Here is a 26,596-nt window from a genome sequence, read left to right as displayed (position 1 = left end):
CCTTCGACGCAATGGTCTTGCCGCACATTCTCGGACGATTTAGGAAGCCTGCGTGGAGCATACGAACATCGAGACCCGCGACGCCGAGACGGTGGAGCACCTGTGGCAGACCATCGTCCCGGGAGCCCGCATCGCCCGCGCGGATGCTATTCAGCCCGCGATGGCGTGGCACGCGGCGTCCGAGCCAGGATTCGGTTTCTGCGACTACACGATCGGGTCGACGATGCTGGTCGAATCCGACCCGCTCGATCAGGTGGTGGTGGGCCGCATCGCCGGCCCGCGGGTGGTGGGGACCTATCGCCGCGAACGCATCGACACCGCGGTCCCCTTCATGGTGGTCGACCGTCCGCTGGAGATCGCATTCACGGGTCGCATCGCGGGCACCGGCGTCTCGTTCACGCGGACGGAGTTCGACGACGCCGCGCGTCGTCTGTCGGGGGATGAGGGCTTGCGCGTCCGGGCGACGGGCCATGCCCCCGTGAGCGAGCAGCGTCTGCGCTATTGGTCGCGCACGTGGGAGTACACCCGCGACGTGCTGTTGCGCTCGCCCGAGCGCACCCCGCTCATCCAGCAGCAGGCGCGAACGCTCATGCTCGAAGCCTCTCTCATGACCTTCCCGACGACCTTCACCGACGCCCTCGCCGCCGGCCGGCCGTCGCGACCCCTGCCCGCGCCCGTGCGTCGGGCGAAGGCCTACGTCGAAGCGCACGCCGCCGAACCCGTGGTGCTCGCCGACATCGCGGAGGCTGCACGCTTGTCGCCGCGCGGCCTGCAGTACGCCTTCCGTGCCGCCACCGGTCGCACGCCGATGCAGTATCTGCGGCGGGTGCGCCTCGACGCCGCGCGGGCGGAACTGCGCAGCGCCGACCCCTCGGTCGAAACGGTCGCGGCGATCGCCGCGCGCTGGGGTTTCTCCAACCTCGGCCGCTTCGCCGCCATGTACCGCGGGGAGTTCGGCGAGACGCCCTCGTCGACCCTGCGCTCCTGACGCCGGTCGGTGCGACCGCCGGTCAATGCCCGGCGCCGAGGCCGCCGCTGAGGCGATCGTGGAAGCGGGCCGCGGTGTCGTTCATTCCCTCGAGCTCGACGGTCGTGCCGAGGTGGGCGTACTTCGTGCGCACCGCATCGAGCGCGGCGACGGTCGAGGCGTCCCACACGTGCGAGCGCGACAGGTTGATCACGACGTGCGCGGGGTCGCGGTGGTACGCGAACCGGGTCGTGAGGTCGTTGCTCGAAGCGAAGAAGAGCTCGCCCTCCACGACGTAGCGGGCGGTGTCCCCCTCGACGGAGCGGGTGACGCTCGTCAGCGAAGCCACGCGGCGTGCGAACAGCACCGCGGCCGCGACGACGCCCACTCCGACACCGATCGCCAGGTTGTGCGTCCACACCGTGACGGCGACGGTCAGCACCATGACGATGGTCTCGCTCAGTGGCATCCGGCGCAGGGTCGAGGGGCGGATGCTGTGCCAGTCGAAGGTGGCGATGGACACGACGATCATCACGGCCACGAGAGCGGCCATCGGGATGATCGCGACGACGTCGCCGAACGCCAGCACCAGGAGCAGCAGGAACACGCCGGCGAGGAACGTCGAGATCCGGGTGCGCGCCCCCGAGGCTTTGACGTTGATCATCGTCTGGCCGATCATCGCGCAGCCGCCCATTCCGCCGAACAGGCCCGACAGAACGTTCGCGGCGCCCTGGCCGAGCGATTCGCGCGTCTTCGACGAGGGGGTGTCGGTGATGTCGTCGACGAGGGCTGCGGTCATGAGCGACTCGAGCAGGCCCACGACGGCCATCGCCACGGCGAATGGGAAGATGATGCCGAGCGTGTCGAGGGTGAACGGCACGTTCGGGATCAGCAGTGCGGGCAGGCTCTCGGGCAGGGCGCCCTGGTCGCCCACGGTCGGGACCGAGATGCCGAAGACAACGGCCGCACCCGTGAGCAGCACGATCGCCACGAGCGGAGCGGGGATCGCCTTGGTCACGCGCGGCAGCAGGTACATGATCGCCAGGCCCGCCGCGGCGATCGGGTACACCGCCCACGGCACCCCGATCAGCTGCGGCACCTGCGCGATGAAGATGAGGATGGCGAGGGCGTTCACGAACCCGACCATGACGCTGCGCGGGATGTAGCGCATGAGCTTCGCGACCCCGGCGAGTCCGAGGATCACCTGCAGGATGCCGCCGAGGATCACGGTCGCGAGGAGGTAGTCGACGCCGTGCTCGCGGGCGACGGGGGCGATGACGAGCGCGATCGCTCCGGTCGCCGCCGAGATCATGGCGGGACGCCCGCCGAGGAACGCGATGGCCACGGCCATGACGAACGACGAGAAGAGTCCGAGACGCGGGTCGACGCCGGCGATGATCGAGAATGCGATGGCCTCGGGGATGAGGGCGATCGCCACGACGAGACCGGCGAGCACCTCGCGGGTGAGTAGGCGCGGGGAGCGCAGCGCTTGCAGGACGGTGGGTTCGGGGCGCGGGCGCGCGAGGACGTCGGTCATGTCGATGCTCCTGAGGGGGGCTCGGTGGGAACCCGCGGCGGCGCGGGGAAGAATAGAGGGGTCGCAACCGCGACCGAGAAGAACTCTACCGTAACGTGAGGTTTGCGGGATCGGGGATGCCATGACCGAGGAGCGTCCGATGCAGATCGGCGAGCTCGCCGAGCGCACGGGGCTGTCGATCCGCACGCTCCGCCACTACGACGAGATCGGCCTGCTGCGCCCCTCGGCCCGCACCGAGGGCGGGTTCCGGCTCTACACCGCCGACGACGAATCGCGCCTGCTGCTCATCCGACGCATGAAGCCGCTCGGATACTCGCTCGAGCAGATGGGCGAGCTGCTGAACGTCGTTGACGGTCTCGAGGCCGATCCCGGCGACACCGCACTGCGGGATCGATTCGCCGGCATCCGCGATGAGGCGCAGCAGCGCCGCGAAGACCTGCGCCGCAAGGTCGCCGCTGCCGACGAGTTCATCGCGCAGTTGGAGGCGCGATGACCGCCCACGACATCACGCTCGAGGGGCACGGCATCCGTCTCTCTCCCGCCGACCCGTCCGACGCCGCCGCGGCGTGGCCCCTCACCGGCCCCGACCTGTGGAGTCGCATGACGACGCCGTGGCCGGCCTCGGTCGACGCCTACGCCGCGCACGTCGAGCGACAGCTCGCCACCCCGGGGCTGTTCGCCTTCACCGTGCGGGATGCCGGCACCGGCGTCGTACGCGGATCGACCACGTTCTACGAGTACGTGCCCGCGCAGGGGCGGGTCGAGATCGGGACGACGTGGTACGGACGCACGTTCCAAGGCGGGAAGACCAACCCCGCCGCCAAGCTCCTCCTCCTCGGCCACGCCTTCGAGACCTGGGGAGTCAATCGAGTGGCGCTGCGATGCGACGCGCGCAACGAGCGCAGCGCCCGCGCCATCGAGCGGCTCGGCGCGACGCCGGAGGGGCGCCTGCGCCGGCACCGCGTCGCGCCGGACGGCTCCGTCGCCGACACGCTCTACTTCTCGATCCTCCGCGACGAGTGGCCCGACGTGCGCGCCGGTCTCGAGACGCGACTGTCGTCCGCCGAGCCCGGCGCGCGCGCCTTCGATGCCGAGACGGCAGCCCGCTGACGACCCGGCGACATCCTGCAGTCGAGAGGTCCGTCGCACGCCGTCTCGTGGACGCTGCGGGCAGGGCGGGTCAGCCGGCCGCGGCCTGCGCGGCGCGGCGGCGCGCGAACTCCCGGGCCTCGGTGAACAGTTCGAGATCGATCTGCACGTGACGGCGAGCGAGCTCCGCCGCCTCGTCGGGGGCGGCCGTGACGATCGCGTCGACGATCGCGTCGTGCTCGCGCGCAGCGCGGGACTCCATGCGTCGATGGCTCTCGCGGTCGCCCCACGGGTGGGCGGGGGCCGAGAGCGAGAGATGGCGCTCGTGCTCGAGCAGGATGTCGCGCAGGGCCGTGTTGTGGGCCGCGTCGATGATCGACAGGTGCAGCAGGCTGTCGGCCCGCTGCTTCGGGTCGCCCGAGGGTGCCGCGTGGAAGGCGGCGAGGCGGTCGCGCATCGTGGCGATGTCGGCATCCGTGCGTCGTTCGGCCGCAAGCCGAGCCAGTGACGAGTGGAGCATCGAGCTCGCCGTGCAGGCGTCGACGAGGTCGCTCCAGCGCTCCTCGAACCACCGGTCGACGCCGACGACCACCGAGTCGGGCCAGTGCTGCGCCACGAACGTCCCTCCGCTGCGGCCCCGGCGGCGTTCGATCAGCCCGCGGGTGGAGAGGTCGTCGAGGGCGGCGCGCACCGTCGTGCGGCCCACTCCGAGCAGGGGCGAGAGGTCGCGTTCGGCCGGCAGCCGCGTGCCGGGCAGGAATTCGCCCACCGCGACGGCGGTGATGAGGCGCTCGGTCACGCGCTCCACCAGGGAGGCGTCGTCGGTCTCGGCCATGGGCTCCCGTCGTTTCCCCCATGTTAAATCCGCAGAAAAGGTTTGCCAACACACCTTTAACGGGTCCACGATGACTCCATGCAACGCGAGATCACCGTTCCGTTCCACGACGGATTCACCTGGGCCCGCCTGACCGAGCCCGCAGAACCCACCGGCCGCGCGCCGCTCTTCGTCCTCCACGGCGGCCCCGGTATGGCGCACGACTACGTGAAGAACCTCGACGCCCTCGCCGAGATAACCGGCCGCACCGTCGTGCACTACGACCAGATCGGCTGCGGACGCAGCTCGCACCATCCCGACGCTCCCGTCGAGCAGTGGGTGCCGCAGTTCTTCGTCGACGAGTTCCACCATCTGCGCGGGGCGCTGGGCTTCGACGAGTATCACGTGCTCGGGCAGTCCTGGGGCGGCATGCTCGGTGCGGAGATCGCCGTGCGCCGGCCGGCGGGGCTTCAGGGCCTGATGATCTGCAACTCCCCGGCATCCATGCCGCTCTGGCTCGAGGGCGCCGCACGCCTGCGGTCCGAGCTGCCCGCCGAGAACCGCGAGGCCCTCGATCGCCACGAGGCCGACGGCACGCTCGACCACCCCGACTACGTCGAGGCCACCCGCGTCTTCTACGAGCGTCACGTCTGCCGCATCACGCCCATGCCGCAGGACTTCGTCGACAGTGAGGCGCAGATGCTCGCCGACCCGACGGTGTACCACACCATGAACGGTCCCAACGAGTTCCACGTCGTCGGCACCGGCCGCGACTGGACGATCATCGACCGCCTGCCGCAGATCGCGGTGCCCACCCTCGTCGTGGCGGGGGAGTACGACGAGGCCACGCCCGAGACGTGGGCGCCGTTCGTCGAGCGCATCGCCGGCGCCCGCTCCCACGTCTTCGCGGGAGCCAGCCACTGCACGCACCTCGAGATGCCCGACGTCTTCCGCGGCGTCATCGCCGACTTCCTCGCCCCCCTTCCCTGACGCGCCCCGAGCGAACACGTCCCGCCCCCACCGCACCCGCCCCACCCGAACCCGAATCAGGAGCCCCGATGTCGAAGTCCGCCCCCGAAGCCCAGCAATCGCTGGAATCTTTCGGCTACAAGCAGGAGCTCAAGCGCTCCATGTCCACTCTCGACCTGGTCGTCTACGGCCTGGTCTTCATGGTGCCGATCGCCCCCTGGGCGATCTTCGGCGTGGTCTACAACGCCGCGAGCGGAATGGTGCCGCTGGTGTACATCACCGGCGTCGTGGCCATGATCTTCACCGCGCTGGCCTACGCGCAGATGTCGAAGGCCTTCCCGATCGCCGGTTCGGTCTTCTCCTATGTCGGTCGCGGCATCCACCCCACCGTCGGCTTCTTCGCCGGGTGGGCAATCCTGCTCGACTACCTGCTCGTCCCCACCCTGCTCTACGTGTTCGCGGCGTCGTCGATGGCCGGCATCTTCCCCGACGTGCCGCAGTGGATCTGGGCCGTCGCGTTCGTGATCATCAACACCGTCATCAACGTGCTCGGCATCGGCTCGATCAAGCTCGCGAACCGCGTCATGCTCGGCATCCAGCTCCTCTTCGTGGTGATCTTCGTCGTGATCGCCATGGTCGCCCTCTCCTCCGGGGCGATCCCCGGGGCCGAGTTCTCGATCGCCCCGGTGTGGGATGCCGAGAAGGTCAACCCCGCGCTCATCGCCACCGCCCTGTCGATCGCGGTCCTGAGCTTCCTCGGCTTCGACGGCATCTCGACCATGGCCGAGGAGTCCACGGGCGACCGGAAGTCGGGCGGCCGCGCGATGATCATCGCCCTCCTCGTCGTGGCCGTGCTGTTCGTCACGCAGACGTGGTTCGCCAGCGCCCTGGCCGCCGGAACGATCGCGTTCTCGGACGACGACGTCAACAACGCCTTCTTCCTGCTCGTCGCGCAGGCTGCGGGATCCGGCTGGGCCACGGCGTTCCTCGCCGTCAACGTCGTCGCGGTGGGCATCGCCAACGCCGTCGCCGCTCAAGCCGCCACCTCACGACTGCTGTATTCGATGAGCCGCGACCGGCGCCTTCCCGCTTTCCTGTCGAAGGTGAACGCGCGCCAGGTGCCGCTCGCCGCGATCCTGTCGGTCAGCGCGATCTCGCTCGTGCTCGTGCTGTTCTTCGTCGGCCAGATCGCGGTCATCTCGTCGCTGGTGAACTTCGGCGCACTGCTCGGCTTCCTGCTGCTGCACGTCTCGGTCGCGGTGTACTACCTCGGTAAGAAGAAGTCGAAGAACTACCTGCTGCACCTCGTCGTGCCGGTGATCGGGTTCCTCATCATCGGCTATGTGCTGCTCAACGCCGACATCACCGCCAAGGTGGGCGGCATCCTGTGGCTGGTCGTGGGCGGCGTCGTGTACGCCGTCTTCGCCCGCAGGAACGGTGGCGCCACCGGGCCCCTGCCCGAGCACGCCACCGCGACGGCCGGAGAGGGCGGCGGCGAGGTGGCCTCGTGACGAGCGTCACCCACGCGCTCGGCAAGGAGCTCGGCCGTCCGGGCTTCGACGCCGCGGTCGCACCCGTCCTGCGCGTCACCCCCGGCACGGGCGAGACGATCTCCTTCGAGACCGACGACGCCGTGTACGCCGAACTGCACGAGCACGGGGATCTCGCCGCCCTGCGCGCCCCGATCAACCCGGTCACCGGGCCCGTCCACGTCGAGGGCGCGATGCCCGGCGATGCGCTCGCGGTGCACGTGCACGAGATCCGCCTCGGGCCGTACGGCTGGTCGCAGAGCCTGCCGGGGGCCGGCGCCCTGCAGCACCGCATGCCCGATCGGGTCGTCAGCCGTCGCATCCCGATCGACGCCGAGGGCGTGCACCTCACCGATCGCCACGTGGTCGCAGCGCGTCCGATGATCGGGTGCATCGGCACCGCACCCGCGGCGGGCGTGAACTCGACCGTCATGCCGACGACGTCGCTCGGCGGCAACATGGACCTCACCGACGTCGCCCCCGGCGCCACGGTCTACCTGCCCGTCGAGGTCGAGGGTGCGCTGCTGTCGATCGGCGACATCCACGCCGTCATGGCCCGCGGCGAGTCGTCGTTCGTGGCGATCGAGGCCGCCGGCGTCGCGGTGGTCTCGATCGATCTCGTGAAGGATGCCGGCTACCGCGCGCCGCGCGTCGAGACCGCCGACGAGTGGATCTTCGTCGGTCTCGGCGACCCGGTGCAGGAGAGCATCCGACGCGGATACGAGGACGTCTTCGACACCCTCGTCGGCGCACACGGGTGGGACGCGATGGACGCCTACGCCGTGATGAGCGCGGTCGTCCACAGTGAACTGGGCGGGCCCACGGGGTCGACGGCCCCCGACCCCCTGCACCCCTTCCGCGCGGTCGGGGCGGTGACGCTGCACCGGCTGCCGAAGGACGTGCTTTGACGCGACCGGGCGAGCGCCGCGGCTGCGGCGTGCGCGCGGGCTCGCGCCGCGCGGGGCGGGAGCTGGTTCCGACACCCGCCTCGCGCGGTCGGACGCGGCCCGTGACTCGGGCGGGCTCGGCAGCCGTGTAAGCTTTCCTGTTGGAAGTGTGTCCGAGCGGCCTAAGGAGCATGGCTGGAATCCATGTAGGCGGGGTAACTCGCCTCGCAGGTTCAAATCCTGTCACTTCCGCCACACGAAGAGCGTCATCCTCGAGATCGAGGGTGGCGCTCTTCGGTGTTCAGCCCACGCTCGCGCTCTCGCGCTCGGCATCCACCGCCCCCGGGCGCACCACGAGCGAGCGGGGCAGCACTCGCGCGAGCGCGCGGCGGGCCGGGGTCGCCCGCGCGAGCAGGCCCGCTCGGACGCGATCGACCGCCGCGGCCAGCGCCGGTCCGTGCGCGGGGTCGGGCGCGTCGCCGGCATAGCTGACGCGCTCGAGGGCCTCCCGCAGCAGGTCGGCGTCGTCGGCGGCGACGCCGTGCTCCTCGACCAGTCGCGCGGCGAAGGCGCGAGGCGATTCGGCGCCGGGGGCCGGGATGCCGAGATCCACCGCGTCCTCCCGCAGCGCGGTCCACGCGGCCACGGCATCCCCCGCGCCCGCGGCGTTCAGACGTCGGCGGCGCCGGACGACACGCAGCAGCGCCGGCACGAAGGCGGCCACGAGCAGCGCCAGCACCACGATCCCGACGGGCACCCAGGCGGCGCCCGGACGCGCACTCGTCGCCGCGGCGCCGGCGTCCACGGCCCCCACGTCGCCGCGGTCGGCTGACGAGGGCGCCGATGACGGCTGGGCGTCGGGGGCAGCGGCATCCTGTTCGGGGGTGGTGGGCGTGGCGCCGCCGTTCGAGGTCGATCCCGATGCGAAGTTCGTCGGCACCCCGAGGCTGTTCGTCGGTTCGAAGGGCACCCAGCCGATGCCCTGGAAGTAGACCTCCGGCCACGCGTGCAGCTGGCTCGAGGTGACGGTGTACTCGGTGCCACCCTGCTGGGGGATGCTGGAAGCCGTTCCCGGCAGGTATCCGACGACGATGCGCGACGGCATGCCGAGCGAGCGCGCCATCACCGCGAACGCGGAGGCGTAGTGCACGCAATATCCCGCGCGCACCTGCAGGAAATCGGCGACCGCGTCCAGTCCCGCGCCGTCGAAGCCCGCGTCGACCGGTGCATCGAGCGAGTACCGGAACGCGCTGCTGCGGAACCACGTCTGCATCGCGAGCAGGGCGTCGTAGGGGGTCGAGGTCCCCGCCGTCACCTCGCGGGCCGTGTCGCCGATGACCGAAGGCACATCGGCGGGCAGGGCGCTGACATCGGCGCTCAGGCCGGGGTCGCCCACCGAGCGGCTGCGGATCTGCTCGAGCGTCGGTCGCGGCACACTCGCCTGCACCTCGTATTGCTGATCGCGCGTGGAACCCGCGCGCGTGACGACCGTGCGGTTCTGCGGCATGCCGAGCCACTCGCCGTCGAGCCCGGTGACGGTCGCGGCGGGGTAGGGCACGGGCAACCAGGGGCTGTCGAGGGCGTCGACGGTGACGTCGGTGGTCCAGTCGACGCGGGCGATGTCGGCGTCGGTCTCGACCGGGCTGAACACCGCTCCGTCGCCCGGGACGGGCACGGTGTCGGAGCTGTCGGGCGACCAGACCGCTCCGTCGAAGCGGGAGAGGGTCACGGCCCGCAGGTACGGCGCCGTCGGGGCCGTCGTCCGCACGGTGAGCACGTCGACCTCGCGCGGTTGGCGCAGGTCGTTGCCGAGCTCGAGGTTGGGGTTGATGGTCGTGCCCGTGCCGCCCGATCCGCCGGTGGCGAAGCGCAGGCCGGGCTGGGGGAGGAGCGGGGTGGCGACCACGGCGACGATCACGGCGACCACGGCGACGGCGAGGGCCGTCGCCGAGACCCCCAGACGACCGGGCGCGCGGGCGGAGGGCCGCCGCGGCGCGGGAGCTGCGGCGCGAGCCCGCGTATCGATGCGGAGCAGGAAGAGCAGCGAGGCGGCCAGCAGCACGAAACCGGCGACGTCGACGTCGGAAGGGATCGCGATCGTGGGGATGAGCGAGACCGCGACCAGGCCGACGCCCGCGAGCAGCGGCATGCGCGCCGTCAGCACGACGTGGTCGAGCACGAGGGCGAGGGCGCCGACCGCCGCGACGAGCAGGAAGCTCAGCCCGGCTTCGGGCGGCACGGGGGCCACCCCGAGGCGGATCTCCTCGGAGGCGCCCGAGAGCAGCCCCGGCACCGTCGCGAAGGTCGCCGGGGTGGGGATGACGCCGAGCAGGGCGGTCGAGCGACCGAACAGCAGCGTGAGCCCCACGATCCAGACCGCCGCCTCGATGATGGTGGCGACCACGGCGGGGAGGTGTGCGAGCCGCACGAGCAGCCCCGCCCCGAGCACCGCGGCGGACAGGGCCGCCGCGCCGGCCACCCACGCGCCGGGGGCGATCACCGAGAACGCGGGCAGCAGCGCCGCGATGATCGCGACGTACAGTCCCGCCGCCAGCAGCGCGGCGTCGCGCCGCCGCCGAGCGATGCGCAACTGCGTGATGTCAGCGACCGACACGGGCGTACCCCTGCTCGATCGCGTCGTCCCATGCCGCGGCCACATCGCCACCGGGACGCACCTGCGCCGCGCGCCAGCCGCCCGCGCGCAACGAGTCCAGATCCGCGCGCTCGGCCACGACCAGCAGCATCGGAAGGGCGGAGCGCTGGGCCACGGCCCTGAGGGCCTCGAAGTCGTCTGCCTGCAAGGCCCCGGTGATCACGATCAGGGGGCCGGTGAGGCCCGCCGCCGTGGCGGGGACGACACGACGTGCCGTGTCGTCCGGGCGCGCACGCAGGCTCGCGAAGGCCGCCGCGGTCGCACGGGCGTCGGCGTCGTCGCCGCCCTCCACCGGATCGGCCAGAAGCTGACCGTCGCTGTCCACGACGTCGACCGTGTACCCCTCGTGCACGAGCCGTGCGACCGCCGAGACGCATGCCGAGACGGCCGTCTCGAACGCCGCGTCGCCGCCGGGGGCGTGGGCGGCCACCGGAGACCAGCGCGACAGGGCGCGGTCGAGCACGATCGTGGCCGCGGGGCTCGCCTCCTGCTCCTCCTGACGCACCATGAGCGTGTCGCGGTGCGCGGTGGCCCGCCAGTGGATGCGGCGCATCGAGTCGCCGGGCGCGTACGGGCGGGCGACGAGGTTGTCGGCGCCCTGGCCGATCTGCAGCGTCGTGGTCTGCCGCGATCCGCCCGCTTCGCCCGCGGCGACGGGGAGGGCCGCGAGATCGCGCACCGTCGGCGCCACGGTCACGGCGGTGGTGCGGCCGAGGGCGATGCGCCGGCGCACCAGCCCGAACGGGTCGGTGGTGGTGACCTCGAATGGTCCGAGGGCGTGCACCCCCCGCGCAGCCCCCGTCACGTCGTAGCGCACCTCGATCGTGGAGGCCGTACCGCTGAGGCTCGACGAGATCGTCGGCGACGCCCCCTCGGCCGTCCCCGTCAGTCCCGCCGGCAGCGCGTCCCGCCACCGGCCCGGAGCCGTCGGCAGTGCGCTCTGAATACCCGCGCGAACGGTCACGCTCGCGGGCCCCCCGACCTCCGGCACCTCGGGCGAGACGACACGCGTGACGGCGCCCGATCCGCGGGTCAGCAGCAGAGCGACCGCCGACGCGACGAGCAGCGCCGCCAGGAGCGTCGCGAAGTACAGCAGCTCGGGGATGCCGGCGCGCTGGGCGATCACGAAGGCCGCCACGGCGAGCAGCAGCGCCCCCGTGCCGCGCACCGTGAACGGCCAGAACCGCCTCACCCGGGCTCTCACGGTCGGGCGGCGAGGGGTACGCGCACGCTCGCGGCGATCCGCTCGAGGGCGTCTGCCACGACCGCAGCCCCCGCCTTGCCTCCGGCCGCGGACCGGTTGGCGATCAGGCGGTGGGCGAAGACGGGCGCCAGCAGGGCCGTGATGTCGTCGGGGATCACGTACGACCGGCCGTCGAGGGCCGCCCGCACCTTGGCGGCGCGAACGAGCTGCAGGGTCGCCCGGGGGCTCGCGCCGAGCCGGATGTCGGGGTGACTGCGCGTCGCCTGTGCGAGCGCCACGACGTACTCCTCGAGTGCCGGGGCGACGTGCACCCCGCGCGCCCAGGCGATCATGGCGGTCACCTGGCGGGCCGAGACGACGGGGGTGAGCCCGTCGAGCGGGTTGACCGCGTCGCGCTGGCGGAGCATGAGCGCCTCGGCCGCGGCATCCGGGTATCCCATCGAGATGCGCAGGAGGAAACGATCGCGCTGCGCCTCGGGCAGGGCGTACGTGCCCTCCATCTCGTACGGGTTCTGCGTGGCGACCACGAGGAAGGGGGAGGGCAGCACGTGCGTGCGCCCGTCGACGGTGACCTGCCGCTCCTCCATGGCCTCGAGCAGAGAGGACTGCGTCTTCGGCGAGGAGCGGTTGATCTCGTCGGCGATGACGATGTGGGCGAAGACCGCGCCGGGGGTGAACTCGAACTGCCGCTGCACCGGATTGAACACCGACACGCCCGTGATGTCGCCCGGAAGCAGGTCGGGGGTGAACTGGATGCGACGGACGTCGGCGTCGATCGTGGCCGCGAGGGCCCGCGCCAGCATCGTCTTGCCGACCCCGGGCACGTCTTCGATCAGCAGGTGCCCCTCCGCGAGGAGGGCGATGAGAGCGCTTCGGACCGCCTCCGGCTTGCCGTCGATCACCTGCGACACGGATGCCAGGATTCCCCCGGTCAGACGGGCGAACGTCTCTGCGTCGAGGGGCGCGTCGGCCGCGGGCCGAGCGGTGGTGTCGGGGCGGCGGAGTCGTGATGCCGCCTCGGGCGTGACCGTCTCGTCCATGGCATCCCTTGCGTCGCGGGGTGGAGGCGCGTCGTCGCCGCCGTGACCTGATCGTAACCCGCTCGGCATGGGCGGGGGCCCGAAACGACGCGGCACACAGGCGTCACTCGGCGGATGCTCGGGCCCCTAGGATCGGGGAGCGTTGGTCCACCCGAGGAGCCCGCGCATGTCGCACACCACCCCGTCCCTGCCCGCCGTCACGCACGTGCTCGCCGTCGACATCGGCGGGACGAAGGTGGATGCCGCCCTCGTCTCGCTCGCCGGCGAGGTCGAGCGGGCGAGCGTGACCCGGCGTCCGACCGGGAGGGCCGCGGACCGCGACGAGATCGCCCGCAACATCCGCGAGGCCGCCACCGCGGCGCTCGCCGCCGTCGACGGCGCCCGCGTCGGCGCGATCGGTGTGGGCAGTGCCGGCCCCGTCGACCTGCCCTCCCGCTCGGTCTCGCCCCTGAACCTGCCCCTCGCCGCCGGTCTCCCGATCGACGAGGTGCTCGGGGGGCTCGTGGACGGCCCGATCCGCCTCGCCCTCGACGGCACCTGCATCGCTCTCGCCGAGCACTGGCGCGGAGCGCTCGTGGGTTGCGACGACGCGATGGCGATCGTGGTGTCCACCGGCGTGGGCGGCGGACTCATCCTGGGCGGTCGGCCCGTTCCCGGCGCCAGCGGCAACGCGGGCCACCTGGGCCAGACGTTCGTGCGCACCATCGAGGGCGACGAGGTCGTGGCATCCACCCTCGAGGCCGTCGCGGCCGGCCCCGGGACCGTCGCCTGGGCGCAGGCGCACGGGTGGGAGGGTGAGACGGGGCTCGACCTCGCCGCCGCCCACGCGGCCGGGGACGCGATCGCCATCGCCGCCGTCAGCCGCTCGGCCATCGCCGTCGGGCAGGCGATCGCAGCGGCGGCGACACTGTGCGATCTCGAGGCCGTGGCCATCGCGGGCGGCTTCTCGCAGGTGGCCCCCGACTACGTCGCCCAGGTGCGCGCGGCCGCCGAGGCGGCGGCGCTGCACGCCTACGCGCGCCGGTGCCGCATCGTCGGCTCGGGTCTCGACGGCGACGGCCCCCTGCTGGGGGCGGCAGCGCTCGCGCTGCAGTCCTGAGGCCGGGTCTACCCTGAGACCGAGGACCGCGCCGCGGGCCGGCGAGTGAGGGCGGGGAACATGCGTACGGGTTCCAATCTGCCCGCCGTCGGCGAGTACAACCAGACGCTGGTGCTCGACCTCATCCGTCGCTCGCCGGAGGGGTTGAGTCGTGTCGAGCTCTCGGCGCGCACCGGTCTGAGCGCGCAGACGCTCAGCAACGTCACCCGCCGTCTCGCCGATGACGGTCTCATCATCGAGGCGGGCAAGGTCATCTCCGGCCCCGGCAAGCCGCGGACGCTGCTCAAGCTCGAGCCGCGCTCGCGGTTCGCCGTGGGGGTGCACCTCGACCCCGTCGTCGACACGATCGTCGTGGTCGACATGGCGGGGGAGGTCATCGCGCACGACGAGATCCCCGGGCTCCGCGAGGTCGCTCCCGAAGCCCTGGTGACGGCCGTGGGCGCGGCCGTCGACGCGATCGTCGAGCGTGCGGGGGTGCCGCGCGAGCTCGTTCTCGGGGTGGGCGTCGCCGCCCCCGGGCCGTTCGACGCCCGTGGCGGACGCCTTCTCGATCCGCCGCTGCTGCCGCAGTGGCACAACGTGAACGTGCGCGAAGACCTCGGTGCGGCGACGGGGCTGCCCGTCATCGTCGAGAAGGACGTCACCGCGGCGATGGTCGGCGAGATGTGGTTCGATCGCTCCGACGTGCTCAGCGACGCGATGTTCCTGTACTACGGCGCCGGCGTCGGCATGGGGCTCGCGGTGGCGGGCGCTCCGGTGCGCGGGCGGACCGGCAACGCCGGGGGCATCGCGCACGTGGTCGTGGATGCGGACGGACCTCTGTGCGCGTGCGGGTCGCGAGGATGCCTGGGGGTGTCGATCGAACCGCGCGTGCTCATCGCCGAGGCCGGGTACCTCGACGCCGACCCGCGCTCGGGCCTCGACCGTCTCGTGCGCGATGCGGCGGATCCCCGCCACGCGGCCGCGGGAGTGCTGCGGCGGGCGGGGGAGCGGATCGCGCGGGCTCTCGTGGTGACCAACAACCTCCTCGACGTCGACGAGGTCGTGCTCGGCGGTCCCGCGTGGGAACGCCTTTCCGGGGTGCTCGCCGACATCGTCGCGGAGCATGTCGCCTCGGATCCCGCGTCGACGGCGACGCTGCCGATCATCGTGCGGCGTTCGGTGGTCGGGCTCGATGTGGCGGCCGTGGGAGCCGCGTGCTTGATGCTGGACGGCGCGTTCGCGGCCCGGCCGGCGCGCATGATGATCGCGCTCTGACGCGGCCCGGACCGTTCATAGCGGGGCGTGTCGCGATCGTTACCTCGCTGCGGCTGCCCTGACTTGCCGAGTTAGTCCATTTGATTTATAAAAGGTTCTGGCGACGCGGTGTCTCCACCCGAGCAAGGGAGCTTCCATGAAGAAACTGACGATGGCGACCGGTCTTCTGACCGCCACCGCCCTGACCGTGGCTCTGGCCGGCTGCTCCGGTGGCAGCGGCGACGCGGCGGACTCGAAGACGATCCGAGTCGCGTACCAGACCACGGCGACGTTCAACCAGATGCAGACGCTGATGGAGAACGCCAAGAAGCAGTACGAGGCCGCGCACGAGGGCATGACGGTCGAGCTCGTCCCGATCCAGGCCGAGGGCGCGGATTACTACACGAAGCTCGCGCTGATGAACAAGTCGGCCAGCACCGCTCCCGACGTGCAGTACGAAGACACGTTCAAGATCCAGTCCGACGCTGCGGCCGGCTACCTCCTGCCGCTCGACGACTACCTCGCGAAGTGGGACGACTGGTCGCAGTTCGCCGAGGGGGCGAAGCAGGCCGGTCTCGGCCCCGACGGAAAGTCCTACGGCGTCTCGCTCGGCACCGACACCCGCGGCCTCTGGTACAACAAGGCCCTCTTCGAGGCCGCCGGCATCTCCGTGCCGTGGCAGCCCAAGACCTGGGCCGACATCCTCTCGGCCGCCGAGAAGGTCAAGGCATCCAACCCCGACGTCATCCCGATCAACGTCTACTCGGGCAAGACCGCCGGCGAGGCGGCATCCATGCAGGGGCTCGAGATGCTCATGTACGGCACCGAGGACACCCTCTACGACACCGACAGCAAGAAGTGGGTCGTCGGCAGCCAGGGCTTCAAGGACTCGCTGCAGTTCGTCAGCGACGTCTACCAGGGCGGCCTCGGACCGTCGCTGCAGCAGGCGCTCGACCCCAACATCTTCACCAGCGTGACCGCCGACTGGCTGCCCTCGTCGAAGCTCGCCATCGCTCTCGACGGCTCGTGGCAGTCGGCCGCGTGGGTCGACGGCGGCACCGCCGCGTGGCCCGAGTGGAGCGACGCCCTCGGCATCGCCGCCATGCCGACGCAGGACGGCCAGGCGCCCGGCACCACCAGCATGTCGGGGGGATGGACCCTCGCGATCGGTAAGAACACCAAGAACGCCGACGCCGCGTGGGACTTCCTCTCCACCGCCGTGAACAAGGACAACGCCACCGCCTACGGCATCGACAACAGCCAGATCGCCGTGCGCGCGGACGTCGCCCAGTCCCGCGAGTACCTCGACGCCAACCCGAGCTTCGAGACCTTCTCGAGCTTCGTCGACACCACCCACTTCCGCCCGGCGACCGAGGACTACGACAAGATCTCGAACCAGATCCAGGTCGCCATGGAAGCCGTCATGACCGGTCAGTCGAGCGTGGACGACGCGGCCGCCGCCTACGACCAGGCCGTCATCGGCATCGTGGGCGAAGACAACACCCAGCAGGGCTGATCGTGACCGCCCTGGCTACCCCCGGGGCGACCGGAACCGGCCGGGGGTCGCGCGTGAAGACGCGCGGCCTCCGGTCGTCGGCCCGGGCGCTCCCTCTCCTGCCGGCAGCCCTGCTGCTGGCCGTGTTCCTGCTCGGCCCCATCCTGGTGTCGCTGTGGGGCTCGCTCACGAACGCGACGCTGTCGGGATCGACGGCCGTCGCGAGCGACTTCGTCGGCTTCGACAACTACGTCCAGTTGTTCAAGGCCCCCGACTTCCCCGTCGCGGTGATCAACACGATCGTCTTCGTGTTCTTCTCGGCCGTGATCGGACAGAACGTCCTGGGCCTGGCCCTGGCGCTGATGATGCGCTCCGGCAACCGCATCGTGACGGCCGTGGTCGGCACGATCGTCGTCACCGCGTGGGTTCTCCCCGAAATCGTCGCGGCGTTCGCCGCATACGCGTTCTTCCGCGACAACGGAACATTGAATGCCGTCCTCGCCGTCTTCGGCATCGAGCCCGTCAGCTGGCTGTTCACCCTGCCGGTGCTCATGGTGATCTTCGCCAACATCTGGCGCGGCACGGCCTTCTCGATGATGGTCTACTCGGCCGCGCTGGCCGATGTGCCGCCCGAGATCACCGAGGCGGCGGAGATGGACGGAGCCAGCGGGTTCAAGCGCCTCATCCACGTCACCATCCCGATGATCCGCTCCACCATCGGCACGAACTCCATGATCGTGACCCTGCAGACGCTGTCGGTGTTCACGCTCATCTTCGTCATGACCGGCGGCGGCCCCGGCAACAAGAGCACGACGCTGCCGATCCTCGCGTACCAGCAGGGGCTGAAGTTCGGCGAGCTCGGCTACGGCACCGCGATCGCCACGATCATGCTCGTCATCGGCGCCGTCTTCTCGTTCTTCTACGTCCGCGCCCTGCGCGAGGAGGTCTCGTCATGAGCGCCACCACCACCCTCCCCGAGGTCACGGGCCGCCGCGCCCGGTCGGCCGCGCCCGCCCCGACGCGCACGAAGGCCTCGCTCTCGTCTCCGCGCACGCGCGCGCTGAGCGTGCTGTCGAACACGCTCATGATCGTCATCGGCTTCCTGTTCGTGGTGCCGCTGGTGTGGCTGGTCACCGCGTCCCTCGACGCGCAGCCGACCCTCGCGATCAAGATGCCCGAGGTCATCACCCTCGACAACTTCGCCGCGGTGATGAAGCCCGACCTGCTGTTCCTCCCGCTCTGGAACAGCGTGCTGCTCGCGGGCGGCACCGCGATCGCGACCGTGGTGCTCGCCTCTCTCGCGGCCTACCCGCTGTCCCGCTACAAGATGCGCGTCGGAAAGCCCTTCCTCTACGCGGTGCTGTTCGGAACGTGTCTGCCGATCACGGCGATCATGGTGCCGGTCTACAGCCTGTTCGTCCAGCTGAACCTCATCGACTCCGTCGGCGGCACGATCCTCTTCCTCACCGCGAGCGCCCTGCCGATCGCGATCTGGATGATGAAGAACTTCATGGACGGCGTCCCCGTCGAGCTGGAGCACGCGGCGTGGATGGACGGCGCGGGATCGATGCGCACACTCGTGCAGATCGTCCTGCCGCTCATGCGTCCCGGTATCGCGGTGGTGTTCATCTTCACGTTCATCCAGGCGTGGGGGAACTTCTTCGTCCCCTTCGTGCTGCTGCTCAGCCCCGACTATCAGCCGGCCGCGGTCAGCATCTTCAACTTCTTCGGGTCGTTCGGAGCGGTGGCCTACGGCCAGCTCGCGGCCTATTCGATCGTCTACTCCCTCCCGGTCCTCGGCCTGTACGTGCTCGTACAGCGCGGACTCGGCGGCCCGTCGGCCCTCGCCGGCGCGGTCAAGGGCTGACCCGTCCCCCCAGACAAGGAACACATCCCATGCACGACCGCACCGCGCTCATCGAGATGCGCATCGAACGCTTCGCCCGGGAGCGTCTCGCCCCCGCCGTCTACCGCGCCCGCCAGCCCCTCGACATCCAGGCGTGGGAGGCCCCGGGCGAGCCCGTGACCTTCGCCGAGGCGCGGGATGCCGCCTACCGCCCGTTCGCGATCGGGACGCCGTGGGGCCGCGCGTGGGGGACCACCTGGTTCGCCGTGTCGGGGGAGATCCCCGCTGCGTGGCGTGACGCCGCGGGCGCCCTGCCCGAGGGCACCGTCGCCGAGCTCGTCATCGACCTCGGCTTCACCGCCGGTCAGAGCGGCTTCCAGTGCGAGGCGCTCGTCTGGAACCGCGAGGGAGCGCCCATCAAGGGGGTCTCGCCGTTCAACAACGCCAGCCCGGCCGCGGTCGACGCCGACGGTCGTGTCGACGTGCTTGTCGAGGCGGCATCCAATCCCGATGTCGGCAGCCTTTTCACCTTCGAGCCCACCCCGGTCGGCGACCCCGCGACCGCGGGCGACGCTCCTCTCTATGTGCTCCGCGAGATGTCGATCGGCCTCCGCGACCTCGCGGTGTGGAACCTGCTGCAGGACTTCCGTCTGCTCCACGGCCTCATCGCCGAGCTCGACGCGACCTCCGCGCGCCGCGCGACCCTGGTCGAGGCGATGGATGCCGCGATCGACGCGGTCGATCCCGAAGACGTCGCGGGGACGGCACAGGCCGGCCGCGACGTCCTCGCCCCGCTGATGGCCGCGCCCGCGGCATCCAGTGCCCACGTGCTGCACGCGGTCGGTCATGCCCACATCGACTCTGCGTGGCTGTGGCCGGTGCGAGAGACCGCGCGCAAGGTCTCGCGCACGTTCAGCAACGTGCTGTCGCTCATGGACGAAGACCCCGAGTTCGTCTTCGCGTCGTCATCGGCGCAGCAGTTCGCGTGGATGAAGGAGCACTACCCGGCGCTCTGGGAGCGGCTGAAGGCGCGCGTCGCCGAGGGACGCTTCGTCCCGGTGGGTGGCATGTGGGTCGAATCCGACACCAACATGGTCGGCGGCGAGGCCATGGCCCGCCAGTTCGTGGAGGGCAAGTCGTTCTTCCTCGAGGAGTTCGGCATCGACACCGAAGAGGTGTGGCTGCCCGACTCGTTCGGCTACAGCGGCGCGCTGCCGCAGATCATGAAGGCCGCCGGCGCCCGGTGGTTCCTGACGCAGAAGATCTCGTGGAACGAGACCAATCGCATCCCGCACCACACCTTCCGCTGGGAGGGCATCGACGGATCGCGCATCTTCACGCACTTCCCGCCGGTCGACAAGTACAACTCCGAGGTCACCGCGGCCGACCTCGCCCACGCCGAGCGCAACTTCGCCGACAAGGGTCGGGCCCGCACCTCGCTCCTGCCGTACGGCTTCGGCGACGGCGGCGGCGGGCCCACGCGTGAGATGACCGCGACGATCGCCCGCACGCACTCCCTCGAGGGCGCGCCGGTCGTGAAGCACTCCACGCCGCGGGAGTTCTTCGAGACCGCCGAGGCGGAGTACGCCGACCCGGCCGTGTGGGCGGGGGAGCTGTACCTCGAGTTCCACCGGGGCACCTACACCAGCCAGCTGCGCACGAAGCAGGGCAACCGTCGCAGCGAGCACCTGCTGCGCGAGGCGGAGCTGTGGGCGGCCACCGCGACCGTGCGGACGGGCGCCGCCTACCCGGCCGACGCGTTCCAGCGCCTGTGGCGCCTGGTGCTGCTGCAGCAGTTCCACGACATCCTCCCCGGCACCTCGATCGCGTGGGTGCATCGGGATGCCGAGCGCAACTACGAAGCGATCGCCACCGAGCTCGAGCAGATCATCGCCGACAGCCTCCGCGCGCTCGTCGGCGAGGGCGACCGCACGCTGCTGGTCAACGCCGCGCCGCACGCCCGCGCCGGTGCGCCGGCGCTGGGCATCGCCGCCGCACCGGGTGCGCGCGACGTCACCCCGCGCGCCGAGGGCTCGGGCTTCGTGCTCGACAACGGCATCGTCCACGCGGTGATCGACGCCCGAGGACTTCTCATCTCGCTCGTCGACGTGGTGTCGGGGCGCGAGGTCGTGCCGGCGGGCCAGGTGGCGGGGCTGTTCGAGGTCTTCCGCGACACCCCCACCCAGTGGGACGCGTGGGACATCGACGAGACCTACCGCCGGCACGCGACACCCCTCGACAGCGCGGATGCCGTGCGCGTCGACGCAGACGCGGTCGTCGTGGAGCGCTCGATCGGCGAGTCCACGATCGTCACGCGCGTCGCGCTCGCCGCGGGCGCGCGCACCGTGCGGCTGTCGCTCGACGTCGACTGGCACGAGCAGCAGAAGCTGCTCAAGCTGGGCGTCCCCGTCGACGTGCACACCGACCGGGCGGCATCCGAGATCCAGTTCGGACACATCGTGCGCCCGACCCACACGAACACGTCGTGGGACTCGGCGCGTTTCGAGACCGCCGCGCACCGCTGGGTGCGGGTCGCGGAGCCCGACTTCGGCGTCGCCGTGACCAACGACTCCACCTACGGCCACGACATCACCCGCCACGAGCGCGACGGCGGGGGGACCTTCTCGCTCGTGCGCCTGTCGATCATCCGGTCGGCGATGTTCCCCGACCCGGGGCAGGACCAGGGCGCGCACCACCTCGAGGTGGGCATCGTCGTGGGGGCCGACGTGCTCGACGCCGTCGCCGAGGGCTACCGCACCAACCTGCCCGCGCGGGTGGTGACCGATGCCGGGGAGGACTCCGTGGCACCCCTGGTGGCGATCGATGCTCCCGGCGTCGTCGTCGAGGCCGTCAAGCTCGCCCAGGACGGATCGGGCGACGTGGTCGTCCGTCTCTACGAAGCGCTGGGAGAGCGCACGCAGGCGCGCCTCGAGGCCGGCTTCGACGTCGCCCGCGTGAGCGAGACCGACCTGCTGGAGCGTGACGTGGACGCCGCAGCGGTGACCGCTGTGCAGGGCGGCGTCGTGGATCTCGAGCTGCGTCCGTTCCAGCTCGTCACGGTGCGGTTGTCGCGCTGACATCCGACCGACACGCGGCCGGGGTGCGATAAGCGCCCCGGCCGCGTCGTCGTCTGCGGGAGGGGTCGCGGGCGAGAGCGGCCCCGCCGGTCGGGTAAGCTGTACTCGGCTCTCCGCGTGGCGGCATCCAGGCCAACTCCCCCAGGACGGAAACGTAGCAAGGGTAACCAGGCTCTACCGGGTGCGCGGAGGGTCTTTTCTTTGCCCGGAAACGGGTGGACGCTCTCCGACGCTTCAGCGGCGGCCCTCCACCGACCGCCCGGTCCCGCCGCCCGCGCGACGTCGCCGCACCGCCGCGATGACCACGGGCAGGACCGACACCGCGACGATCACGATGACGAGCACGTCGATGTTGTGAGCGATGAACGGGATGCCGCCCAGCAGCACCCCCCACCAGGGTCATCGCGCACGGCCAGCCGATGGCGCCGACGGCGTTCCACAGCAGGAACCGGCGATAGGGCATGTCGGCAGCGCCTACGACGAGGGGCACGTAGGTGCGCACGATGGGGACGAACCGGCCGACCACGAGCGAGAGGCCGCCCCAGCGCGCGAAGAAGGCCTCGGCTTCGGCCAGACGCGCCGTCGTGAGCAGGCGCGCGTCGTCGCGGAACAGTCGCCGGCCGAAGCGTCGGCCGAGCCAGAACCCGACCTGATCACCCGCGAGTGCGGCGAGCGACGCGACGACAGCCACCTGCCACGGAGCGATGCCGAGAGGGTCGCTGAGGATCGCCGCCGTCACCAGCAGGGAATCGCCCGGAAGGAAGGGGAAGAGCACCCCCGACTCGATGAAGACGAGGAGGGCGATCCCGGCGAGGACGAAGGGCCCGAAGGCCTGCAGCACGGATGCCGCGTCGAAGGGATACAGGGCGGTGAGTATGCGGCGTGATCCTCCGGTCCGGGGCGGAACGGGCCGCCCGTGCCGGAGCGGGAGCGCCGACGCAGTCGACGGGAGAACCGGTCCTCCCAGATTTCGCCGAGATTGACGGCGCCCCGCGACCGTGATCGCACCGGCGCGTCAGCGGCCGGGGGAGAACGGCCCGTCCAGCACCGCCCACTGCAGGAGCATGATCGTCTTGGCATCCTGGATCGACCCGTCGCGGATCATCGACAGGGCGTCGTCGATGTCGTACTCGAGGATCTCGATCTCCTCGTCCTCTTCGGCGAGGCCCCCGCGATCGCCGTGGCGCGCGGAGCCGTCGTAAGCGGCGGCGAAGAAGTGCAGACGCTCGGTGACCGATCCGGGGCTCATGTACACCTCGAAGACCGGCTCGACCTCGTCGACCCGCACCCCGGTCTCCTCCTCGGCTTCCCGGCGCATCGCGGTCACCGGGTCATCGTCGTCGAGCAGCCCCGCCGCGGTCTCGATCAGCATGCCGTCGGGGTGGTCGTTGACGTACACGGGGTAGCGGAATTGCCGGGTGAGCAGCACGGTCCGCCGGGCCGGGTCGTAGAGCAGGACCGTCGCGCCGTTGCCGCGATCGTAGGTCTCGCGCGTCTGCGTGCTCCAGGTGCCGTCGTCGCCGCGGTAGCGGAACGTGGTCGCGCGCAGTACGTGCCAGCCCGCAGCGAGCAGCTCGACGTCTTCGACGACCACGCTCGGGTTGCGGTCGAGGCCGAGACCGGTCAGGTGCAGGCCGGTGCGACCGCGGTGGTCGGGGACGGTGGTGCCGGGACGCGCATCGTTCATGTTTCGGAACGATAGTGCTGCCGGGTCGTCCTGATGACTCGACGCCGAAGCAACCCCGAAGCGGTGTCGGGGGCCCGCTCTAGGCTGGACGCGTGACGCAGAGCATCTACATCACGTCGGCCGAAGGTCATTCGGGCAAATCCTCCGTGGCTCTGGGCGTCCTCGACGCCCTCAGCCGCGTCACGCCGCGCGCGGGGGTGTTCCGCCCCATCGCGCGCTCGACGGCCGAACGCGACTACGTGCTCGAGATGCTGCTCGACCACGACAGCGTCGACCTGGCGTACGACGACTGCGTCGGCGTCACCTACGACGACGTGCGGGACGACGCCGATGCGGCGCTGGCGCGCATCGTCGAGCGCTACAAGGCGGTCGAGGCGCAGTGCGACGCCGTGGTCATCATCGGCAGCGACTACACCGACGTCGGCAGCCCCGCCGAGCTCGCCTACAACGCGCGCATCGCCGCCAACCTCGGTGCCCCGGTGCTTCTCGTTCTCGGTGGCCGCGCGCAGCAGGGGCACAGCGAGACCCTCGGTCTGTCGGTCGCGCGCACCCCGCAGGAGGTCGGTCAGATCGCCTCCCTCGCCATCTCAGAGCTGCAGCACGAGCGTGCGGCGCTCTTCGCCGTGATCGCCAACCGCGCCGATGCCGACCACCTCGACGAGATCGTGGCATCCGTTCGCCAGGTCGTCGACGCCGCTCCGGTCGCCGGAGAGGACCGCACCGTTCCCGTGTGGGCGCTTCCGGAAGACCGCTTCCTCATCGCGCCGTCGGTCCGGGGCGTCCTGCGCTCGGTCGAGGGCGAGCTCATCAAGGGCGACCCGGCGCTGCTCACGCGCGAGGTGCTGGGCGTGGTCGTGGCGGGCATGTCGATGGTCAACGTGCTGCCGCGCCTGAAGGAGTCCGCAGTCGTGGTGATCCCGGCCGACCGCACCGAGGTGCTGCTCGCGGCGCTGCTCGCCAACGCGTCGGGCACTTTCCCGTCGCTGGCGGGCATCGTGCTCAACGGCGGGTTCGAGCTGCCCGACTCGATCGTGCGACTCATCGACGGCCTCGGCTCGCCGCTGCCGATCATCGCCACCGACCTCGGCACGTACGACACCGCCGTGCGCATCATGAACACGCGCGGTCGCCTGGCCGCCGACTCCCAGCACCGCTACGACACCGCACTCGCACTGTTCGAGCGCCACGTCGACACCGAGCTGCTCACGCGCGAGCTCGGCGTCGCCCGCCCGAGCGTCGTCACCCCGCTCATGTTCGAGTACGGCCTCGTCGACCGGGCCCGCGCCGACAAGCGCCGCATCGTGCTGCCCGAGGGCACCGACGACCGCGTCCTGCGGGCGGCGGCCACCGTCCTCTCGCGCGGCATCGCCGACCTGACGATCCTCGGCGAGCCGATCGAGGTGCGCGGGCGCGCGATCGAGCTGGGTATCGACATCCGCGATGCCGAGGTGCTCAGCCCCTTCGACGCCGTGCACGTCGACAAGTTCGCCACCGAGTACGCCCGGCTCCGGGCGCACAAGGGCGTCACCTACGCGCAGGCCGCCGACACCGTGACCGACGTGTCGTACTTCGGCACCCTGATGGTGCACCTGGGCTTGGCCGACGGCATGGTCTCGGGTGCTGCGCACACGACGGCGCACACCATCCGTCCGGCGTTCGAGATCATCAAGACCGCCCCGGGCGTCTCGGTGGTGTCGAGCGTGTTCCTCATGGCGCTCGCCGATCGCGTGCTCGTGTACGGCGACTGCGCCGTCATCCCCGATCCGACCAGTGAGCAGCTCGCCGACATCGCCGTGTCGTCGGCGGCCACGGCCGAGCAGTTCGGCATCGCCCCGCGCGTGGCGATGCTGTCGTACTCGACGGGGGAGTCCGGCACCGGTGCCGACGTCGAGAAGGTGCGCGCGGCGACCGCCCTGGTGCGCGAGCGCGCTCCGGAGCTCCTCGTCGAGGGACCCATCCAATACGACGCCGCCGCCGACGCGGCCGTGGCACGCGCCAAGATGCCGGGATCGGAGGTCGCCGGACGCGCCACGGTGTTCGTCTTCCCCGACCTCAACACGGGCAACAACACCTACAAGGCGGTGCAGCGTTCGGCCGGCGCCGTCGCGATCGGACCGGTCCTGCAGGGGCTGAACAAGCCCATCAACGACCTGTCGCGCGGAGCGCTCGTCGACGACATCGTCAACACCATCGCGATCACCGCGATCCAGGCCCAGGGGAGCCCCGAATGAGCGTCGTGCTCGTCGTCAACAGCGGATCGTCGTCGTTCAAGTACCAGCTGCTCGACATGGCGCGCGAAGAAGTCCTGGCGAGCGGCCTCGTCGAGCGCATCGGGGAGTCGACCGGGGTCGCGCGGCACACGGTGAAGGCGGCGGCCCTCGCCTCGCCCGAGGGCCCGGCGCCCACGGTCACCGACGCGACCTCGACCATCGAGCGCGAGATCCCCGACCACACCGCCGGCTTCGCCGTCATGCTCGAGGCCTTCGCCGCGCACGGACCCTCGCTCGACGAGCACCCGCCGGTCGCGGTCGGCCATCGCGTCGTCCACGGCGGCGCGCGGTTCTTCGCGCCGACCGTGGTCACCCCCCTCGTCGAGATCAACATCGACGAGCTGTCGGTGCTCGCGCCGCTCCACAACCCCGCGAACCTCGCCGGCATCGTCGCCGCCAAGAAGGCGTTTCCGACCGTGCCGCACGTCGCGGTCTTCGACACCGCGTTCCATCAGTCCCTCGCTCCCGAGGCGTACACCTACGCCATTGATCGCGAGGTCGCCGAGGCGCACCGCATCCGTCGCTACGGCTTCCACGGCACGAGCCACAAGTTCGTCAGCGAGGCCGCCGCCGCCTTCGTCGGGCGCCCCCTCGGTGAGCTGAAGCAGATCGTCTTCCACCTCGGCAACGGTGCTTCCGTGGCCGCGATCGAGGGTGGCCGCTCGGTCGACACCTCGATGGGGCTCACCCCCCTCGAGGGTCTCGTCATGGGAACGCGCTCGGGCGATCTCGACCCGGCCGTGCTCCTCCAGCTCGCCCGTCGTGCCGAGATGTCCATTGCCGATCTCGACACGCTGCTGAACAAGCGGTCCGGCCTTCTCGGCATCGCCGGCGTCTCCGACATGCGCGACATCCAGGAGCGACGGGATGCCGGCGACCCGGCGGCGCGGCTCGCCTTCGACGTCTACATCCACCGCCTGCGCGCCTACGCAGGGGCCTACCTCGCCCAGCTCGGCGGGGTCGATGTCATCTCGTTCACGGCGGGGGTGGGGGAGAACGCCCCCGCGGTCCGCGCGGAGGCGATGGCCACCCTCGGTTTCGCCGGCGTCGAGATCGACCCCGCGCGCAACGCGGCGCGCGAGCGCGGCATCCGTCGCATCTCCACCGATGCCTCGCTCGTCGAGGTGCTCGTCGTACCGACCGACGAGGAGCTCGAGATCGCCCGGCAGACGCTGTCGGTCACGGCCTGAGGTCGAC

At 71.1% G+C, this 26,596-nt stretch carries 21 protein-coding genes, 1 tRNA gene, 1 other RNA gene and 1 pseudogene; 16 read left to right on the top strand and 8 right to left on the bottom strand.

Features of this window, described 5'->3' with window-relative positions; all coding sequences use genetic code 11:
* The first annotated feature begins 52 nt into the window (after positions 1 to 52).
* Entirely contained in the window at positions 53 to 988 is a 936-nt protein-coding gene (locus RWH45_RS10895) for a helix-turn-helix transcriptional regulator (RefSeq protein WP_315994918.1), read from the top strand.
* A gap of 22 nt (positions 989 to 1,010) precedes the next feature.
* Here RWH45_RS10895 and RWH45_RS10890 read toward each other — a convergent pair whose 3' ends face one another.
* Complete coding sequence (locus RWH45_RS10890; RefSeq protein WP_315994917.1) at positions 1,011 to 2,504, bottom strand: SulP family inorganic anion transporter; 1,494 nt, start codon at positions 2,502 to 2,504, stop codon at positions 1,011 to 1,013.
* A 121-nt stretch (positions 2,505 to 2,625) separates the two neighbouring features.
* Here RWH45_RS10890 and RWH45_RS10885 point away from each other — a divergent pair, with 121 nt between their 5' ends.
* Both RWH45_RS10885 and RWH45_RS10880 read left to right on the top strand, forming a co-directional pair.
* Positions 2,626 to 2,997: a MerR family transcriptional regulator gene (locus RWH45_RS10885; RefSeq protein WP_315994916.1), complete on the top strand. Its 372-nt coding sequence runs from the start codon at positions 2,626 to 2,628 to the stop codon at positions 2,995 to 2,997.
* The gene (locus RWH45_RS10880; protein WP_315994915.1) at positions 2,994 to 3,614 is read left to right on the top strand and encodes a GNAT family N-acetyltransferase; all 621 of its coding nucleotides are present in this window, start codon (positions 2,994 to 2,996) and stop codon (positions 3,612 to 3,614) included. The genes RWH45_RS10885 and RWH45_RS10880 overlap by 4 nt, the downstream gene beginning before the upstream one ends.
* Before the next feature lie 70 nt (positions 3,615 to 3,684).
* Here RWH45_RS10880 and RWH45_RS10875 read toward each other — a convergent pair whose 3' ends face one another.
* The gene (locus RWH45_RS10875; protein WP_315994914.1) at positions 3,685 to 4,428 is read right to left on the bottom strand and encodes a FadR/GntR family transcriptional regulator; all 744 of its coding nucleotides are present in this window, start codon (positions 4,426 to 4,428) and stop codon (positions 3,685 to 3,687) included.
* Positions 4,429 to 4,506: 78 nt separating this feature from the next.
* Between RWH45_RS10875 and RWH45_RS10870 the strand changes: the two genes are divergently transcribed.
* The 4 genes from RWH45_RS10870 to RWH45_RS10855 all read left to right on the top strand — a co-directional run bounded on the left by RWH45_RS10870 (position 4,507) and on the right by RWH45_RS10855 (position 8,047).
* A complete protein-coding gene (locus tag RWH45_RS10870; protein ID WP_315994913.1) occupies positions 4,507 to 5,397 on the top strand; it encodes a proline iminopeptidase-family hydrolase in 891 nt (296 codons plus the stop codon).
* A 68-nt stretch (positions 5,398 to 5,465) separates the two neighbouring features.
* Positions 5,466 to 6,887 (top strand): APC family permease, encoded by a 1,422-nt coding sequence (locus RWH45_RS10865; RefSeq protein ID WP_315994912.1) that lies wholly within the window; start codon positions 5,466 to 5,468, stop codon positions 6,885 to 6,887.
* Entirely contained in the window at positions 6,884 to 7,813 is a 930-nt protein-coding gene (locus tag RWH45_RS10860) for an acetamidase/formamidase family protein (protein WP_315994911.1), read from the top strand. Before RWH45_RS10865 ends, RWH45_RS10860 begins: the two co-directional genes overlap by 4 nt.
* Positions 7,814 to 7,955: 142 nt before the next feature.
* Positions 7,956 to 8,047 (top strand) — tRNA-Ser (locus tag RWH45_RS10855).
* 46 nt (positions 8,048 to 8,093) lie between these two features.
* Here the strand turns inward: RWH45_RS10855 and RWH45_RS10850 are convergent.
* The 3 genes from RWH45_RS10850 to RWH45_RS10840 are packed head-to-tail and all read right to left on the bottom strand — an operon-like array spanning position 8,094 to position 12,689.
* Positions 8,094 to 10,406 carry a transglutaminase TgpA family protein gene (locus RWH45_RS10850; protein WP_315994910.1) on the bottom strand — a complete coding sequence of 771 codons (2,313 nt, stop codon included), beginning with the start codon at positions 10,404 to 10,406 and terminating at the stop codon, positions 8,094 to 8,096.
* Positions 10,393 to 11,637 carry a DUF58 domain-containing protein gene (locus RWH45_RS10845; protein ID WP_315994909.1) on the bottom strand — a complete coding sequence of 415 codons (1,245 nt, stop codon included), beginning with the start codon at positions 11,635 to 11,637 and terminating at the stop codon, positions 10,393 to 10,395. The genes RWH45_RS10850 and RWH45_RS10845 overlap by 14 nt, the downstream gene beginning before the upstream one ends.
* 8 nt (positions 11,638 to 11,645) lie before the next feature.
* Positions 11,646 to 12,689, bottom strand: a complete 1,044-nt coding sequence (locus RWH45_RS10840) for an AAA family ATPase (protein ID WP_315994908.1) — start codon at positions 12,687 to 12,689, stop codon at positions 11,646 to 11,648.
* Between the two features lie 166 nt (positions 12,690 to 12,855).
* Here RWH45_RS10840 and RWH45_RS10835 point away from each other — a divergent pair, with 166 nt between their 5' ends.
* The 7 genes from RWH45_RS10835 to ffs all read left to right on the top strand — a co-directional run bounded on the left by RWH45_RS10835 (position 12,856) and on the right by ffs (position 21,643).
* The gene (locus RWH45_RS10835) at positions 12,856 to 13,788 is read left to right on the top strand and encodes an ROK family protein (protein ID WP_315994907.1); all 933 of its coding nucleotides are present in this window, start codon (positions 12,856 to 12,858) and stop codon (positions 13,786 to 13,788) included.
* Between the two features lie 60 nt (positions 13,789 to 13,848).
* Complete coding sequence (locus RWH45_RS10830; RefSeq protein WP_315994906.1) at positions 13,849 to 15,045, top strand: ROK family transcriptional regulator; 1,197 nt, start codon at positions 13,849 to 13,851, stop codon at positions 15,043 to 15,045.
* A 136-nt stretch (positions 15,046 to 15,181) separates the two neighbouring features.
* Positions 15,182 to 16,540 (top strand): extracellular solute-binding protein, encoded by a 1,359-nt coding sequence (locus RWH45_RS10825; protein WP_315994905.1) that lies wholly within the window; start codon positions 15,182 to 15,184, stop codon positions 16,538 to 16,540.
* Positions 16,541 to 16,542: 2 nt separating this feature from the next.
* Positions 16,543 to 17,475 carry a carbohydrate ABC transporter permease gene (locus tag RWH45_RS10820; RefSeq protein WP_315994904.1) on the top strand — a complete coding sequence of 311 codons (933 nt, stop codon included), beginning with the start codon at positions 16,543 to 16,545 and terminating at the stop codon, positions 17,473 to 17,475.
* The gene (locus tag RWH45_RS10815; RefSeq protein ID WP_437127335.1) at positions 17,472 to 18,386 is read left to right on the top strand and encodes a carbohydrate ABC transporter permease; all 915 of its coding nucleotides are present in this window, start codon (positions 17,472 to 17,474) and stop codon (positions 18,384 to 18,386) included. Before RWH45_RS10820 ends, RWH45_RS10815 begins: the two co-directional genes overlap by 4 nt.
* 29 nt (positions 18,387 to 18,415) lie before the next feature.
* Positions 18,416 to 21,442 carry an alpha-mannosidase gene (locus RWH45_RS10810; protein ID WP_315994903.1) on the top strand — a complete coding sequence of 1,009 codons (3,027 nt, stop codon included), beginning with the start codon at positions 18,416 to 18,418 and terminating at the stop codon, positions 21,440 to 21,442.
* A 104-nt stretch (positions 21,443 to 21,546) separates the two neighbouring features.
* Positions 21,547 to 21,643: signal recognition particle sRNA small type (ffs, locus tag RWH45_RS10805), an RNA gene on the top strand.
* 33 nt (positions 21,644 to 21,676) lie between these two features.
* Here the strand turns inward: ffs and RWH45_RS10800 are convergent.
* The 3 genes and pseudogenes from RWH45_RS10800 to RWH45_RS10790 form a co-directional block, all read right to left on the bottom strand.
* Entirely contained in the window at positions 21,677 to 21,829 is a 153-nt protein-coding gene (locus RWH45_RS10800) for a hypothetical protein (RefSeq protein ID WP_315994902.1), read from the bottom strand.
* 61 nt (positions 21,830 to 21,890) lie between these two features.
* Positions 21,891 to 22,181, bottom strand: a pseudogene (locus tag RWH45_RS10795) (DedA family protein); the annotation flags it as partial.
* 276 nt (positions 22,182 to 22,457) lie between these two features.
* Positions 22,458 to 23,129: an NUDIX domain-containing protein gene (locus tag RWH45_RS10790; protein WP_315994901.1), complete on the bottom strand. Its 672-nt coding sequence runs from the start codon at positions 23,127 to 23,129 to the stop codon at positions 22,458 to 22,460.
* A gap of 92 nt (positions 23,130 to 23,221) precedes the next feature.
* Here RWH45_RS10790 and pta point away from each other — a divergent pair, with 92 nt between their 5' ends.
* Entirely contained in the window at positions 23,222 to 25,360 is a 2,139-nt protein-coding gene (gene pta / locus RWH45_RS10785) for a phosphate acetyltransferase (protein ID WP_315994900.1), read from the top strand.
* Positions 25,357 to 26,589 carry an acetate/propionate family kinase gene (locus tag RWH45_RS10780; RefSeq protein ID WP_315994899.1) on the top strand — a complete coding sequence of 411 codons (1,233 nt, stop codon included), beginning with the start codon at positions 25,357 to 25,359 and terminating at the stop codon, positions 26,587 to 26,589. The genes pta and RWH45_RS10780 overlap by 4 nt, the downstream gene beginning before the upstream one ends.
* Positions 26,590 to 26,596 lie beyond the last annotated feature (7 nt).

This window comes from Microbacterium galbum, assembly GCF_032464915.1.
In the GTDB taxonomy this organism is placed as follows: domain Bacteria; phylum Actinomycetota; class Actinomycetes; order Actinomycetales; family Microbacteriaceae; genus Microbacterium; species Microbacterium galbum.
This window is presented reverse-complemented; position numbering and strand designations above follow the sequence as displayed.

What these genes read in the sequence shown, in the direction of transcription:
- RWH45_RS10870 (WP_315994913.1), top strand. Translation starts at nt 4,507, where the DNA reads ATGCAACGCGAGATCACCGTTCCGTTCCACGACGGATTCACCTGGGCC.
- RWH45_RS10880 (WP_315994915.1), top strand. Translation starts at nt 2,994, where the DNA reads ATGACCGCCCACGACATCACGCTCGAGGGGCACGGCATCCGTCTCTCT.
- RWH45_RS10810 (WP_315994903.1), top strand. Translation starts at nt 18,416, where the DNA reads ATGCACGACCGCACCGCGCTCATCGAGATGCGCATCGAACGCTTCGCC.
- RWH45_RS10840 (WP_315994908.1), bottom strand. Translation starts at nt 12,689, where the DNA reads ATGGACGAGACGGTCACGCCCGAGGCGGCATCACGACTCCGCCGCCCC.
- RWH45_RS10825 (WP_315994905.1), top strand. Translation starts at nt 15,182, where the DNA reads ATGAAGAAACTGACGATGGCGACCGGTCTTCTGACCGCCACCGCCCTG.
- RWH45_RS10865 (WP_315994912.1), top strand. Translation starts at nt 5,466, where the DNA reads ATGTCGAAGTCCGCCCCCGAAGCCCAGCAATCGCTGGAATCTTTCGGC.
- RWH45_RS10780 (WP_315994899.1), top strand. Translation starts at nt 25,357, where the DNA reads ATGAGCGTCGTGCTCGTCGTCAACAGCGGATCGTCGTCGTTCAAGTAC.
- RWH45_RS10875 (WP_315994914.1), bottom strand. Translation starts at nt 4,428, where the DNA reads ATGGCCGAGACCGACGACGCCTCCCTGGTGGAGCGCGTGACCGAGCGC.
- RWH45_RS10815 (WP_437127335.1), top strand. Translation starts at nt 17,472, where the DNA reads ATGAGCGCCACCACCACCCTCCCCGAGGTCACGGGCCGCCGCGCCCGG.
- RWH45_RS10790 (WP_315994901.1), bottom strand. Translation starts at nt 23,129, where the DNA reads ATGAACGATGCGCGTCCCGGCACCACCGTCCCCGACCACCGCGGTCGC.
- RWH45_RS10890 (WP_315994917.1), bottom strand. Translation starts at nt 2,504, where the DNA reads ATGACCGACGTCCTCGCGCGCCCGCGCCCCGAACCCACCGTCCTGCAA.
- RWH45_RS10835 (WP_315994907.1), top strand. Translation starts at nt 12,856, where the DNA reads ATGTCGCACACCACCCCGTCCCTGCCCGCCGTCACGCACGTGCTCGCC.
- RWH45_RS10830 (WP_315994906.1), top strand. Translation starts at nt 13,849, where the DNA reads ATGCGTACGGGTTCCAATCTGCCCGCCGTCGGCGAGTACAACCAGACG.
- RWH45_RS10885 (WP_315994916.1), top strand. Translation starts at nt 2,626, where the DNA reads ATGACCGAGGAGCGTCCGATGCAGATCGGCGAGCTCGCCGAGCGCACG.